Genomic DNA, 12,988 nt, shown 5'->3' with positions numbered 1-12,988 from the left:
AACCTTTTTCAATTCAAAATTCAAAATTTAGAATTCAAAATTTCTTAAATACTATTTTTGCACTAAGTAATGGAAGATACTATAGTAAGTATTTACCTTTACCCATCTAAAGCTAATGGTGAAAAGAAAGGAGGAATTACCCTTTCTTCTCTTCCTCTTCTTTAGTTCCTTCAATTTCCCTTCTTTTCTTCTCCTTTCTCTCCTTTCTAAATTCCTTCTTTGCCATTGAAAGGACTAGGGAATTGTTGTAAAACCCGCAATTTGTGCATACCCTATGGGGAAGCTTTGGGTGCTTACATTGTGGGCAAAGGGAAATAGAAGGAGAAGGAAGCTTCCATTGGGAATGCCTCTTTGCTGTCCTTGAGTTAGAGAATCTACGCTTTGGATTAGCCATTTTTTTCTCCTTTAACTAATGATTTTAACATATCTATGGGAACAGGGAAGATAATGGTTGATGTCTTCTCGGTTGAAATCTCTGTTAATGTCTGGAGGAACCTTAATTGTATTGCCGATGGAATCCTTGAGATTGTCTCAGCCGCTGCGGTAAGCCTTTCTGCTGCCTGGAATTCTCCCTCAGCATGGATTATCTTTGCCCTCTTTTCCCTCTCTGCCTCTGCCTGCTTTGCCATTGCCCTCTTCATTGCCTCAGGCAGCTCAACATCCTTTACCTCAACCACAGAAACCTTTACCCCCCAAGGGTCGGTTTGGGAATCAATGATTGTCTGAAGCTTATGGTTTATCTTTTCCCTCTGGGATAGAAGCTCATCAAGCTCAGCCTGACCAAGCACGCTTCTTAAGGTTGTCTGGGCTATTTGCGATGTGGCATAGGTATAGTTCACAACCTTTGTTATTGCCTCATTTGGATTAACAACCCTGAAATATGCCACAGCATTAACCCTTATGGTAACATTATCTTGGGTGATTACCTCCTGTGGCGGAATATCCATTGTTATCGTCCTTGTATCAACCTTTTGCCACTGTTCAATCACAGGAAGGACGATAATCAGACCTGGCCCCCTTTCTCCCACAAGCCTTCCCAAACGGAAGACAACAGCCCTCTCATACTCCCTCAATACCTTTATGGCAGAGATAAGCACAAAGATTAACACTGCCACAACCCCTATTGGCGTAAACAATATGTTCATTTTGAACACCTCCTTTTTAATCAGTTTAACTACCATATTTTACTTTTTTCCCTAAGCGGGGAACGGGATTCGAACTTCGGATTTTCTAAGCCTCTTCACTCGCTTCGCTCGTTCAGAGTCTAATAAAATCTCTCGTTCCCGGCCAGCCTCACTTCATCCTCCCTAAGGGTCGGCGTTCGGCTGGCTTCGAATCCCTATTCTCCTTTTCTATAAAACCTTCTATCCTCAGTTTAACTACCATATTTTACTTTTTTCCCTAAGCGGGGAACGGGATTCGAACCCGCGACATTCAGCTTGGAAGGCTGACGCTCTACCAGCTGAGCTATCCCCGCATCAGAATTTAGAAATTTAGGATTTAATAAGATAAAAATTCCTAAATCCCAATTGGGCAGAATTCGGGCTTCAAATCCTTCCATCCTTTTTTCCAACTTTATACTCCTGATTTGGGCAGAGTAAGGATTTGAACTTCGGATTTTCTAAGCCTCTTCACTCGCTTTGCTCGTTCAGAGTCTAATAAAATCTCTCGTTCCCGGCCAGCCTCACTTCATCCTCCCTAAGGGTCGGCGTTCGGCTGGCTTCAAATCCTTCCATCCTTTTTTCCAACTTTATACTCCTGATTTGGGCAGGGAAGGATTTGAACCTCCGAAGACAAAGTCATCAGATTTACAGTCTGACCCCGTTAGCCGCTTGGGTACCTGCCCTATACGCTTCGCTTAATTCATAATTTAAAAGCTGGTGAAGAGAGTCGAACTCTTGACCTAACGCTTACAAGGCGCTTGCTCTACCTCTGAGCTACACCAGCAAATCACCTTTTTCTGGTTGGAATAACGCCAACAATAGCATAGGCAGATATTCCTTCCTTTTTTCCAATATATCCCAATCCCGCACAGGTTGTAGCCTTAACACCAACATTCTCCTTTGGAATCTCAAGAATTTTACTAATTCTCTCCTTCATCTTTGGGATGTAAGGAGAAAGCAATGGCTTCTCAGCCAAGATAATACAATCAACATTGTTTGCTTTAAACCCCCTTTTTGCAAGAATCTCTGATGTCTGCTGAAGGAAGGTAATTGATGAGATATCCTTATACTCTGGATTTGTATCGGGAAAGTGATGACCAATATCATCCTCTCCAATAGCCCCAAACAATGCATCACATAGGGCATGTAAAACAACATCACCATCAGAATGGGATGCCAAACCATAGGCATAGGGAATCTCAACGCCGCCAAGAAAGAGCTTTCTATAGGAAACCAAAGGATGGGTATCAAAACCTATGCCCATCCTTACAGGCTCAACAGAAATAACCTCTTCTTCCTTTATTAAACCTTCCATCTTGCTTTCATCAAATTCCTCTTCGCTTACTGGATTAAGAAGGTCATATCTTAATCTTTTGTCAGGATCACTTAAAACACTATATGCTTCATTTATCTCCCTTATCCTTGAAGAAACACCCCCTTTATCAGGATGGTGTTCCTTGACAAGCTTTCGATAAGCTGACTTTATCTCCTCAGTCGAGGCATCCCTTTTAACACCAAGAATATGATAATAATCTTCTTTATACATCTTGTTAAGAGTATATTCTATAACTATCTTTTTTTCAAGAATTATTGTTTAGTTCCAATTGTAAAATGCAAAAAAGCGACACAAGGTTTCTTAGGATTTATTTTCTCTTGCTTGAAAAGCTACTTTCATTTCTCTAATTATTTTTTCTGTAGCCTCTCTAGGATCTTTTTCTTTTATTATAGGTCTTCCAATTACTAAATAATCAGCCCCTCCCTCAATTGCTTGAGTTGGTGTTGCATATCTTCTATGATTGTCTATATTGGTGCCTTCAAGACGGATACCAGGGCTAACAATTAAAAGCTTATTTCCTATCCTTTCCCTAATTAATCTAACCTCTTGTCCAGAGCTTATTACGCCATCACATCCAGCCTCTACTGCTTTTTCTGCTCTAAACAAAACAAGCTCTTCTATTGAACAGGGAAAACCTAAATCCTTAATATCGTAAGCATCTAAACTTGTAAGAACAGTTACGGCAAGAATTTTTAGCTTACTTTCCCCCCTTCCTTCTACAGCTGCTTTAATAATCTTCCCATTGCCATGGACAGTTAAGAAATCTACCCCTATTTTTGCTACAGCTTGCACTGCCTCTCTAATTGTATCTTGAACATCAAAATATTTAAGGTCTAAAAAGACCCTATTTCCATTATTTATAAGCCATTTTACAAATGCTAAACCAGCTGTGATTTGAAGAATTATTCCAACTTTAAAGAAAGATGCCAATCCCTTTAATTCTTTTACCATTTCCTTAGCTTCCTTTAAAGTTGAAACATCTAATGCTACAATCAACCGATCTTCTGCTTTAATATTTCTCATATTTTTAACAATTATATTATAAAAATTAAATTTGTCAAGGTCGGATAGATTTAGATTTTTATTGACAAGGGTAAATTAGTATTGGTAGAATTTTAAAAAATGGATGATTTTCATAAGATTATTTTAGAGCCTATATTGACGGAGAAGGCATATTACCTTCGTAAAGAAGGTAAGTATATTTTCCATGTCCATCCATCTTCTAATAAAATTGAGATAAAGAATGCAATAGAAAAGGCATTCAATGTAAAGGTTTCTGATGTAAATACGATGATAAATAAGGGAAAAAAGAGAATAAGGGGAGGGATTATAGGGAAAAAGCCTGATACAAAAAAGGCAATTATAAGCCTGGTTAAGGGACAATCTATTGGAATATTTGAGGGGCTATGATAAAAAAATATAACCCAACCACACCAGCAAGAAGGGGGATGTCTGTTCTTATAAAAGAAATAACAAAGAAGAAACCAGAAAAATCTCTCCTTGCCAAATGGAAAAGCTCTGGCGGAAGGAATAACCTGGGAAGGATTACATCTCGCCATAGGGGCAGCGGTGTAAAAAGAAGATTAAGAATAATTGATTTTAAAAGGGATAAGATTGGGATAAAGGGCTCTGTTCTAGCCATTGAATATGACCCAAACAGATCATCCAATATTGGCCTTATAAAATATGAAGATGGTGAAAAAAGGTATATTATAGCTCCCTATGGGCTTTCTGTGGGTGATGAAATTATATCCTCAAATGATGAAGTAAAACAAAAGATAGGGAATGCGATGCTCCTTAAAAATATCATAGTTGGCACAGAGATAAGTAATATTGAGCTAAAGCCTGGAAAGGGTGCACAGATTGCAAGGGGAGCAGGAGCAGCTGCCCAGCTTGTAGCAAAGGAGGGTGATTATGGCCATATCAAGCTTCCCTCAGGTGAGATAAGGAAAATAAGCCTTAATTGTAGGGCAGTTATAGGAAGGGTTGGAAACCTTGATTGGGAAAATGTCTCTTTTGGAAAGGCGGGAAGAAAAAGATATAAGGGAATTAGGCCCCAGACAAGGGGTGTGGCGATGAATCCACACGACCATCCATTGGGTGGAGGAGAGGGAAAGACATCGGGTGGAAGGCATCCTGTAAGCCCTTGGGGAAAGATGACAAAAGGAAAAAAGACAAGAAGAAAAAACAAGGAATCTAATAAATTTATCATAAAAAGGAGAAAAATAATATGAGTAGGTCGGTAAAAAAAGGTCCATACATTTATAAAAAATTGCTGGAAAAGATTAAAAAGATGGGGGCTAATAAAAAGCCTATTAAAACCTGGGCAAGAAACTCAGTTATACCCCCTGATTTTGTAGGATATACATTCTTAGTCCACAACGGAAAGAAATTTTTGCCTATCTATATCACAGAGAATATGGTTGGCCATAAGCTTGGCGAATTCTCTCCCACCAGGACATTTCGTGGCCACGGCGAGCATACCAAGCGCTCAACGGCAAAAACATAGAATTTAGTGGCAAAAGGAAGAACTGTGACCAAGCTTCTTAAAAAATGATAATTGCAGAGAGAAAGCCCTTTGACGAGATAAAAAAGATGGTCTCATCTCACAAAAGGATATTACTTGTTGGCTGTGGAACCTGTGTTACAGTATGTATGTCAGGTGGAGAAAAGGAGACAAAAATCCTTGCTTTATCTTTAAAAATGGCAACCAGGCTTGAAGGAAAAGAGATAGAATTTTTTGAAGAAACAATTATAAGGCAGTGTGAATGGGAATTCGTTGATGAGCTAAGCAATAAAATAAAGGATATAGATGCTATTCTTTCCCTTGGGTGTGGAATTGGCGTCTCTGCGATTGCGGAAAGATTTCCTCAAATCCCAGTATACCCTGCCTTAAACACATCATTTTTAGGCTTTCCAGAAAAGCAGGGGTTATGGGTGGAAAGGTGTGGTGCCTGCGGAAATTGTATCCTCCATCTAACCGCGGGTATCTGCCCTGTTGTCCGCTGTTCCAAGGGCCTTTTTAATGGACCTTGTGGAGGCTCAAACAAAGGGAAATGTGAAATATCAAAGGATGTTCCCTGTGCCTGGCAAATTATATATGATAGGCTTAAGGAATTAAACAAATTGGAGCTTTTGGATGAGATAATCCCCCCAAAGGATTGGTCAACCGAGCGATCGGGAGGGTTAAGAAAAATTATCAGGGAGGACATCTATATTGAGTAGGTTAAAAGAGCTATTAGAGAAGAAAACATTTGTGGTAACCGCTGAATGTGGACCACCAAAGGGAGCGGATAAAGGAATTATAGAAAAGAAGGGAGGTTTCCTTAAGGGCTATGTTGATGCGGTGAATGTTACAGACAACCAGACATCCATTGTCAGAATGTCAAGCATTGCGGCTTGCTGTATTTTAAAGCAATTGGGAATTGAACCCATTATGCAGATGACCACAAGGGATAGGAATAGAATTGCCATACAATCAGATATATTTGGTGCCTATGCCCTAGGCATTGAAAACATTCTATGCCTCTCGGGAGACCACCAGAAATTGGGTAATCATCCGCAAGCAAGGAATGTCTTTGACCTTGATTCTATCCAATTGATTCAGACAGTTAAGATAATGAGGGATGAAGGTAAGGTTTTGGGAGGGGATAGCATAGAGGGAATTCCAAAAATGTTTATTGGTGCGGTAGAAAACCCATTTGCCGACCCATTTGAGTTTAGGCTATCAAGGCTTTCCAAGAAAATAAGGGCAGGAGCAGAATTTATCCAGACACAATGCATATTCAATTTAGAAAAATTCAAAAGGTTTATGGAAGGAATTGTAGAAAAAGGGCTTTCAGAAAAGGCTTATATCCTTGCGGGAATAACACCCCTAAAATCAGCAGCAATGGCAAATTACATAAAAAATAGCGTGGCTGGAATGGATGTTCCCGATGAAATAATTACAAGGCTAAAGGGAGTTGCAAAAGAAAAACAGAAAGAAGAGGGAATAGAGATATGCGTTGAGACAATTGAGGAGATAAAAAAGATTGAAGGGGTAGCGGGAATTCATATTATGGCAATAGAATGGGAGGAGGTAGTTTCTCTCATTGTAAAAAGGGCAAACCTTAAAATTAGCCTTTCTTAAACCAAGAAATCATCTCATAAAAATTGGGAAAGGAGATATCTGCCCATTCTTTTCCTTCAATCTCTATTCCAGGAACCTTAAGGGATAAAACAGAAAGGGCCATTGCAATCCTATGGTCTTTGTGGGAATAAAGACCTGCTCCCTTTAATGGATAGCCACCCTCTATAACCATACCATCTGGCAATTCGCTTATCCTTGCCCCTAGTTTTGAAAGCTCTAATACCATTGCCTTTATCCTATCGGTTTCCTTTGCCCTAAGCTCAGATGAGCCTTTTATTATGGTTGTTCCCTCTGCAAATAAAGCTAAAATAGAAAGAATAGGAACCTCGTCAATCATTATTGGAATATCTTTAGGGGAAACCTCAATTCCAGAAAGCCTGCTTGGGTTTATAATAATATCGCCAATAGGCTCATTGCAGATAAGCCTTTCATTTTCTATGGTAAAAGCTGCACCCATCTTTTTCAAACAATCAAGAAACCCTATTCTTGTCTTGTTTATCCCTATATTTTTAATCTTAATCTCTCTATTAAGGATAATGCCTGCGCCAATAAAAAATGAGGCAGATGAGAAATCCCCTGGGATTTCTATTTCTAATCCTCCTTCAATTTCAAAGGGTCCATCAAGGGAAATTGTAAAGCCATCCCTTTTTATAGGAACACATAAGAATTCTAACATTCTTTCTGTATGGTCTCTGGATAGAAGGGGTTCTGTTATGCTTGTTTTTCCCGTGGCAGACAACCCTGCGAGAAGGATTGCAGATTTTACCTGAGCACTTGAGATTGGCATCTTGTATGATATAGCCTTTAGGTCGCCTCCTTCTATTGTAATCGGCGGATAATCACCAACAAATTTCGCACCCATCATAGAAAGTGGCTCTCCTATCCTCCTCATTGGCCTTTTGCTTAATGAACTATCTCCGGTAAGGATTACTTCATATGGAAGGCCTGCAAGGATTCCAGAAAGAAGCCTCATTGTTGTTCCAGAGTTTCCGCAGTAAAGGGGGGCTTCTGGCTTTTTCCAACTCTTTCCATAAACAATTATTTCATTCACTCCGCACTCCGCACTCCGCATTCCCCATTCTTCCTCTATCCTTATCCCAAGGGAACGAAGACAGGATATGGTAGATAGGGTATCCCCTGCTTTAAGGGGATTTTTTATTTTAAGAGGCTTCTTACATAGAGAGCCAATTAAAATTGCCCTATGGGATATGGATTTATCGGGAGGAACAATTATTTCTTTCATTTAACCTCTATTTTACCCTTTACAGACCCTTCAAATTCAATTTTATCTTCTTCGGTAAAATACCTCATTGTTTCTGCTTCAAATACCCTACCTGCCTCTGTCATTGTGCAAGAACCGGTTAGCTCTGCAATGTCCTTTAAACCATCATATACCCCCTGTTTTCCCAAGATTACCCTGTTTTTATACTCAATCCTTACCCCCTGCTTTGCCCATCCCCTTTTTTCCTTTAAAAATACCTCAATTGTCTCTGCCTTAATGGTCGCATTCCGTTCCTTATCAGAAACAATAACGCCTCCGGAGGCAATAATTTTCTCTGGGTTTTCAATCTCTCCCTTTAATCGGACAATGGGTGCCTTAAGGGTAATAGAACCCCTCTTTAAAACAACATTTCCCTTTAAAACAAAAACCTGCTTCTTTTTATTCCAATTTGCACTATCCCCTGACACGGTCATTGTAAGGGGATAAAGCTTTGTTGTGAGAAGAAACAAGAAGAGGAGAGATTTAGTATTCAAATTGCAAATTAAACCCCAACGAATTATAGGTGGTGTTATATCCGGTCTTTTCCATATTAGAGGATAGGGCTTTTATTCCATAGGATATTGTGGCAGAAACCTGTCTGTTTATCTTTTTTGTAGCAGAAATGAGAATAAGGCTTGTTCTATCTTTTCTCTTGTCAGATAGCCAATTTCCATCTTTATCCTCTGCCTTTTGGTGGGAAAAATTCTTCATTTCAAGGGAATAGGAAAGATTGAGCCTTGTTTTTTCTCCATAGCTTATAAAGGGGGAAAAACAATAAAGGTTATAGTTATAGAATGAAGAGCAAGCATCGGTAACCGTTCCACCCGAGGCAAATTTTACCTCATTGTAGTTTGACCTTAAGAATGAAAAGGAGGAATCCATTCCCAGGTCAAGATTTTCTTTTAAGGGATAAGAAATATTGCCATTAAGGCTTATAACCCGATCCTTCTCCTTTTCTTTTGTATCTGCCCCAGAGTTTACATCCTTGATAAATTCATTCTTGTAATTCCTAAAGACAATGTCAAAAGAGGTTTCGCAGGGGAGCTTTTTTTGAATTAAATAGCCCCCCGATAATGAAATTTTATATAGGTTATGGTCATACCTTGGGATGTCATATTTTGGGTCTATCTCGCCCAGAAGGTATGTATAATTCGGGTATTTAATATGAGCAATCTTTCCTTTGAGCCCAAGCTTTATATTTCTAATAGAAGAAAGAAGGTCTAGCCCAAACCCAAGCTTGTTATAATTATAATCTCCAGAATCCCAATCTTCAGAAACACCTGACCGTGTAAAGCTCTTTGTGTAATCAAGCCTTGTTTTTAAAATCAATTTATCAAATTTCTTTTTATACGAGGCAACAAGGAGGTGGTCTTGGTATCGATCAGTAAATCTTCCCTCCTCTTTTAATCCTGGTCCTTCATAACTTGCCTCATAAAGGAAGAGGAGGCTATTTTTACCATTAAGCTTTATTTGGCATCCTAGATCATTGATTATTCCTGTGCCAAAAGAGGAGGAAATGTCTTTGCCAAAGTTATAGCCTTGGGATAAGGTGTAGTTATAATATGGGCTAAATTCAATAGACCACGCAAAGAATGGAATAAGCAACAAAAATCTCTTCATTTAAAACCTTAAATTAAGCATAGGATGGAAGGTAAATACACCCTCTGGGTAAATCCCTAGGGAAAATGCCCAATGCTTACCAAACCCAAGCTCAATCTTGGAGAAAAGCTTTTTTCTTTTCAGGATATAGCCAGAGGCAACTGACCAAAATCCATTTTTCCCCCTTAAGATATAAAGCCCTGAAAATATAGCAATCTCATCCAATTTGACATTTGTGGGAAGGTCTTCTCTTTTAATCCAATCAGAAGATGTCCCTTTTTCAGAAAGGAAAATCTCGCATTTTCCCCTTATGTTCCTTATCCCACCAAATATAGAGACATTATCCCTTAGGCTTTTCTTTAGGATAAGGGAGGCAGCATAGGTGTAGCACCTTGCCTTTTCAATATCTTCCATTTCTTCGGCAAACCTTAAGCCAATTACCTCTCCATAATCTGCTTCCAAGGCAATTTGGGGTAGCCTTTTTTTCTCCCCTAATACCTTTAGCTTAAGGCTTGCATTGGGAAAAATAGGAGGAAGGATAAACGGTAAAAGGTTAAGGTTTATTTTAAATCTTTTGTTTTTTGGTAGGCAAGAGAGGTCGGATGAGCTTTGAGAAAGGTCAATCAAGGCCTCATCAAGCCTTGTGGCAAGGTCAATTGCCTTCTCTGCCCCCCATTCTTTTAATCCGGCAAAGGCTATTTCTGAAAGAAAAAGGAGGATAAGGACTTTTTTCACTCTATCGCTCCGATTACACTACCCATCAACTCCCTTATGCCTGCTAGAATAATATCTGCGGTAAAAATAATGTCAATTGGCTTGTTTAACAAATTTGTGCTTTCAAACCTCATTTCAAGGGCTGTGGTTTCTAAGGCATCAAAACCATCAATGTTTTTAAAATCATCCTCATTTAAAACCTTGCCATCGTTGTTGATAAGGTATGAGCCGACAAACATTTCACCTACTACATTTCCTCCCTTTGATATCTTAAATGTCTCCTCAGACCAAAATTCATTTTTGGATTCACCAGTTGTTTCTCTTATGCTTTTCCAATCATTGCTGTATGGGGTATAACCAAATGAATTATCTCCGCCTTTGTCGATATAAAAATTGGGTTCTTTAAGCTCATCTTTTGAAGAATCCCATTCGCTTACCCACCTCATCCTATCGGCATTTGCCTCCTGAGGCCTTCCATTGGAGAGGATAAATTCTACAATTTCTGGATGAAGGTCAGCTATGGTATCCTCATCCACCATACCCTTTATCCATTCTGGCCATTTTCTAATATCATCGGGTAACTCCTTATTAAATTCTGCATCAATCATTCCATAGCTAAATTGGCTTGTATTTTCTAATCTCGTCTCCCTCTTATTTATATTCACAAACCTTATGCTTGAATTTGTAGGTCTATAGAGGTGTTGCTCAACCCGGACAAGGTTTCCCCATTTATCCCTCATTGTCCTTCCACAAGAAAAATCCCTTTCCTTTACCGTAAGGATAGATAGCCTTTCTGTTTTTAATTCATTCCTTATACCCCTTATTTCACCTTTTAAATCCTCTATTTCTTTGGGTGCACTAAATTGAGAAAGCAATTTTTCCTTTGGTTTTTCTAAAGAAACAAGCCCTGTTTGAGGAATAGCTGCTTGGGGTAAGGGCGCTTTTGGCAATTCCTCGGGTAGTTTAAAAATCTCTTTAAATCCCTTCATTTCATCGGCAGATAGAGGTCTTTTCTCAATCCTTTTTTCAATTGGCCTATCCACATCGTGTAAAAACCTCTCTTTTGCCTTTAAAATAAACCTCTTTCCCTCGGCTAAAATATCAAGCTCTCCCTCAAAGAGGTCGGTAATTGTCCTCTTTCCCAAAACATCAACTGAGAATATGGTTCCCCGAAGCCCCATAACCGTGGTTGGTGTCTCAATGGTTGTATCCTTCTCCTTTAGCCTTTTTATGCGCAGCCAGACCTTGCCAAAAAATACACTGAATACATCCCTCTTTTCTGCCAAAATTTTTAATGTAAAGGTTGTATTGCAAGCAATCTTTATCACATCCTCTCCTCTTATTATCTCAGCAGATGCATCTTCGCCTGTCCTTATTTGGTCTCCCTCTTTTATTATCATATTAAGGGATGCCTTTATCCATTCTGTTTTATCCTTTTGTTTTACAAAGACCTCTCCCATAAAGAAGGAAAGCTTAAAATCCTCAGCAAAAGCAAGGGTTGTAAATAGCAATAAAAAGATTGCCTTTTTCATTGTTTCAAAACTCTAAGAACTCTTTCGGGATCTCTAGCTTTTAAACATTACATTCTTGATATATTTTTTTGTCAAGGAGTTGTTTATCTTATCCATCATCTCTTTTTTCAAGAACAAAAGCTCCCTTGCCCAGACAGGGCTATCAAGCTTTATAAAGAGGATTCTATCCTCCATATGATATGATTTTATATGTGCCATTATCCTTTTGTCAAATATCTCTGGCAATAAAGAAATAACCCTTTGCTCTAAAAAGGCATTCTCCAAGCCAGACGCCTTTAATACCCGATCAAGAACTACATCAATCCTTTCTACCTTCTTTGTTCTCCTCATATCTTCTTAAAGCATTTAATCTTGCTCTGGACAATCTATATTTTATTCCAATATCTAAAACTTTGCAAGCAAAACCCTAGGGTTGACTGCACTGGATTCTTGACAAATCCTAAGAGGGATGTTATTCTTTCAAGGTGGCTAATATTTTAATCGTGGATGACGAGAAAGATTTAGCAGATCTCTTAAAAGAGATAGTAGAGACGGAGGGGTTTAAAGGAGATGTTGCATTTGATGGAAATTCTGCCCTTGAAAGACTAGAAGAAACAAAATTTGACCTTGCCCTGTTAGACATAAGGCTTCCTGGAATGAATGGCGTTGAGCTATTCTTAAAGATTAAAGAAAAAGCTCCGGATTGCAAGGTAATTATGATGACAGGCTTTGCGGTTGAAGACCTGATAGAACAAGCAATGGTTTCGGGTGCTTATGGATGTATTCATAAACCATTTAATCCAAGAAGGATAATTGAGATGATAAGGAAAACCCTTTTAAGTGACAAGATGATTCTAGTAGTTGATGATGAGGCAGGGATAAGGGATTTCTTAAGCGAGCAGCTAAAGATGGAAGGGTTTAATGTCTTAAGTGCAAAAGATGGCGAGGAGGCTTTAGCTATTCTAAAGAGAAATAGGGTTAATCTTATTCTTTTAAATTTTTGCCTTCCTGATATGGATGGCCTTTTGCTCTTTAAAAAGGCAAGGAATATTTACGAAGATATAAAGGTGCTTTTGATAACAGGCTATGACCTTACCCAAATCTTACAAAGGGAAGAGGCGAGGTGGCTTTATGGCTCTATGAAAAAACCTATTGATTTTGGAAGCCTTCTGGATGTGATGAGAAAGGTGATTATTTAGGATTTGTAGCTAAACAATTGTAAATTGTAAAATGAAAGAGAAATGTTAAATTTTGAGGGAGATTTTTTAATCACGA

General features: G+C 38.8%; 16 protein-coding genes and 3 tRNA genes. 6 read left to right on the top strand and 13 right to left on the bottom strand.

What is annotated here, in order from left to right; all coding sequences use genetic code 11:
* Positions 1–136 precede the first annotated feature (136 nt).
* The 7 genes from rpmF to pyrF all read right to left on the bottom strand — a co-directional run bounded on the left by rpmF (position 137) and on the right by pyrF (position 3,522).
* The gene (gene rpmF / locus AB1397_06645) at positions 137–394 is read right to left on the bottom strand and encodes a 50S ribosomal protein L32 (protein MEW6482654.1); all 258 of its coding nucleotides are present in this window, start codon (positions 392–394) and stop codon (positions 137–139) included.
* Entirely contained in the window at positions 387–1,145 is a 759-nt protein-coding gene (locus AB1397_06640; GenBank protein MEW6482653.1) for a slipin family protein, read from the bottom strand. The genes rpmF and AB1397_06640 overlap by 8 nt, the downstream gene beginning before the upstream one ends.
* 259 nt (positions 1,146–1,404) lie before the next feature.
* Positions 1,405–1,477: transfer RNA gene (locus tag AB1397_06635), tRNA-Gly, on the bottom strand.
* Positions 1,478–1,764: 287 nt separating this feature from the next.
* Positions 1,765–1,846 (bottom strand) — tRNA-Tyr (locus tag AB1397_06630).
* A gap of 29 nt (positions 1,847–1,875) precedes the next feature.
* A tRNA-Thr gene (locus AB1397_06625) sits at positions 1,876–1,947 on the bottom strand.
* A 3-nt stretch (positions 1,948–1,950) separates the two neighbouring features.
* A complete protein-coding gene (ispF, locus tag AB1397_06620) occupies positions 1,951–2,709 on the bottom strand; it encodes a 2-C-methyl-D-erythritol 2,4-cyclodiphosphate synthase (protein ID MEW6482652.1) in 759 nt (252 codons plus the stop codon).
* Between the two features lie 90 nt (positions 2,710–2,799).
* Positions 2,800–3,522 carry an orotidine-5'-phosphate decarboxylase gene (gene pyrF / locus AB1397_06615; protein ID MEW6482651.1) on the bottom strand — a complete coding sequence of 241 codons (723 nt, stop codon included), beginning with the start codon at positions 3,520–3,522 and terminating at the stop codon, positions 2,800–2,802.
* A gap of 99 nt (positions 3,523–3,621) precedes the next feature.
* On the opposite strand from pyrF, the gene rplW reads away from it, so the two are divergent.
* Genes rplW through AB1397_06590 form a run of 5 tightly spaced genes read left to right on the top strand, consistent with a single transcriptional unit; the run spans position 3,622 to position 6,628 of the window.
* Positions 3,622–3,909 (top strand): 50S ribosomal protein L23, encoded by a 288-nt coding sequence (rplW, locus tag AB1397_06610; protein MEW6482650.1) that lies wholly within the window; start codon positions 3,622–3,624, stop codon positions 3,907–3,909.
* Positions 3,906–4,733 carry a 50S ribosomal protein L2 gene (gene rplB, locus AB1397_06605; protein ID MEW6482649.1) on the top strand — a complete coding sequence of 276 codons (828 nt, stop codon included), beginning with the start codon at positions 3,906–3,908 and terminating at the stop codon, positions 4,731–4,733. Before rplW ends, rplB begins: the two co-directional genes overlap by 4 nt.
* The gene (gene rpsS / locus AB1397_06600; GenBank protein MEW6482648.1) at positions 4,730–5,008 is read left to right on the top strand and encodes a 30S ribosomal protein S19; all 279 of its coding nucleotides are present in this window, start codon (positions 4,730–4,732) and stop codon (positions 5,006–5,008) included. The genes rplB and rpsS overlap by 4 nt, the downstream gene beginning before the upstream one ends.
* Positions 5,009–5,052: 44 nt before the next feature.
* Positions 5,053–5,724 (top strand): methylenetetrahydrofolate reductase C-terminal domain-containing protein, encoded by a 672-nt coding sequence (locus tag AB1397_06595; protein MEW6482647.1) that lies wholly within the window; start codon positions 5,053–5,055, stop codon positions 5,722–5,724.
* Positions 5,717–6,628 carry a methylenetetrahydrofolate reductase gene (locus tag AB1397_06590; GenBank protein ID MEW6482646.1) on the top strand — a complete coding sequence of 304 codons (912 nt, stop codon included), beginning with the start codon at positions 5,717–5,719 and terminating at the stop codon, positions 6,626–6,628. The genes AB1397_06595 and AB1397_06590 overlap by 8 nt, the downstream gene beginning before the upstream one ends.
* Here AB1397_06590 and aroA read toward each other — a convergent pair.
* Genes aroA through AB1397_06560 form a run of 6 tightly spaced genes read right to left on the bottom strand, consistent with a single transcriptional unit; the run spans position 6,615 to position 12,064 of the window.
* Positions 6,615–7,871 (bottom strand): 3-phosphoshikimate 1-carboxyvinyltransferase, encoded by a 1,257-nt coding sequence (gene aroA, locus AB1397_06585; protein ID MEW6482645.1) that lies wholly within the window; start codon positions 7,869–7,871, stop codon positions 6,615–6,617. The two genes, AB1397_06590 and aroA, sit on opposite strands and share 14 nt — an antisense overlap.
* Positions 7,868–8,383 carry an LptA/OstA family protein gene (locus tag AB1397_06580; GenBank protein ID MEW6482644.1) on the bottom strand — a complete coding sequence of 172 codons (516 nt, stop codon included), beginning with the start codon at positions 8,381–8,383 and terminating at the stop codon, positions 7,868–7,870. The genes aroA and AB1397_06580 overlap by 4 nt, the downstream gene beginning before the upstream one ends.
* Positions 8,373–9,509 carry a hypothetical protein gene (locus AB1397_06575; GenBank protein MEW6482643.1) on the bottom strand — a complete coding sequence of 379 codons (1,137 nt, stop codon included), beginning with the start codon at positions 9,507–9,509 and terminating at the stop codon, positions 8,373–8,375. The genes AB1397_06580 and AB1397_06575 overlap by 11 nt, the downstream gene beginning before the upstream one ends.
* On the bottom strand, positions 9,510–10,223 hold the full coding sequence (locus tag AB1397_06570) for a hypothetical protein (protein MEW6482642.1): 714 nt from the start codon (positions 10,221–10,223) through the stop codon (positions 9,510–9,512). It abuts the gene before it with no gap.
* Positions 10,220–11,734, bottom strand: coding sequence for a FecR family protein (locus AB1397_06565; protein ID MEW6482641.1), 1,515 nt, complete (start codon positions 11,732–11,734; stop codon positions 10,220–10,222). The genes AB1397_06570 and AB1397_06565 overlap by 4 nt, the downstream gene beginning before the upstream one ends.
* A gap of 33 nt (positions 11,735–11,767) precedes the next feature.
* Complete coding sequence (locus AB1397_06560; protein ID MEW6482640.1) at positions 11,768–12,064, bottom strand: DUF721 domain-containing protein; 297 nt, start codon at positions 12,062–12,064, stop codon at positions 11,768–11,770.
* Positions 12,065–12,198: 134 nt separating this feature from the next.
* On the opposite strand from AB1397_06560, the gene AB1397_06555 reads away from it, so the two are divergent.
* Positions 12,199–12,912, top strand: a complete 714-nt coding sequence (locus AB1397_06555; GenBank protein MEW6482639.1) for a response regulator — start codon at positions 12,199–12,201, stop codon at positions 12,910–12,912.
* The last annotated feature ends 76 nt before the right edge of the window (positions 12,913–12,988 follow it).

The organism is bacterium (assembly GCA_040756715.1).
GTDB lineage: Bacteria > UBA9089 > UBA9088 > UBA9088 > UBA9088 > JBFLYE01.
The sequence above is the reverse complement of the archived record's forward strand: the minus strand, read 5'-3'. Positions and strand labels throughout refer to the sequence as shown.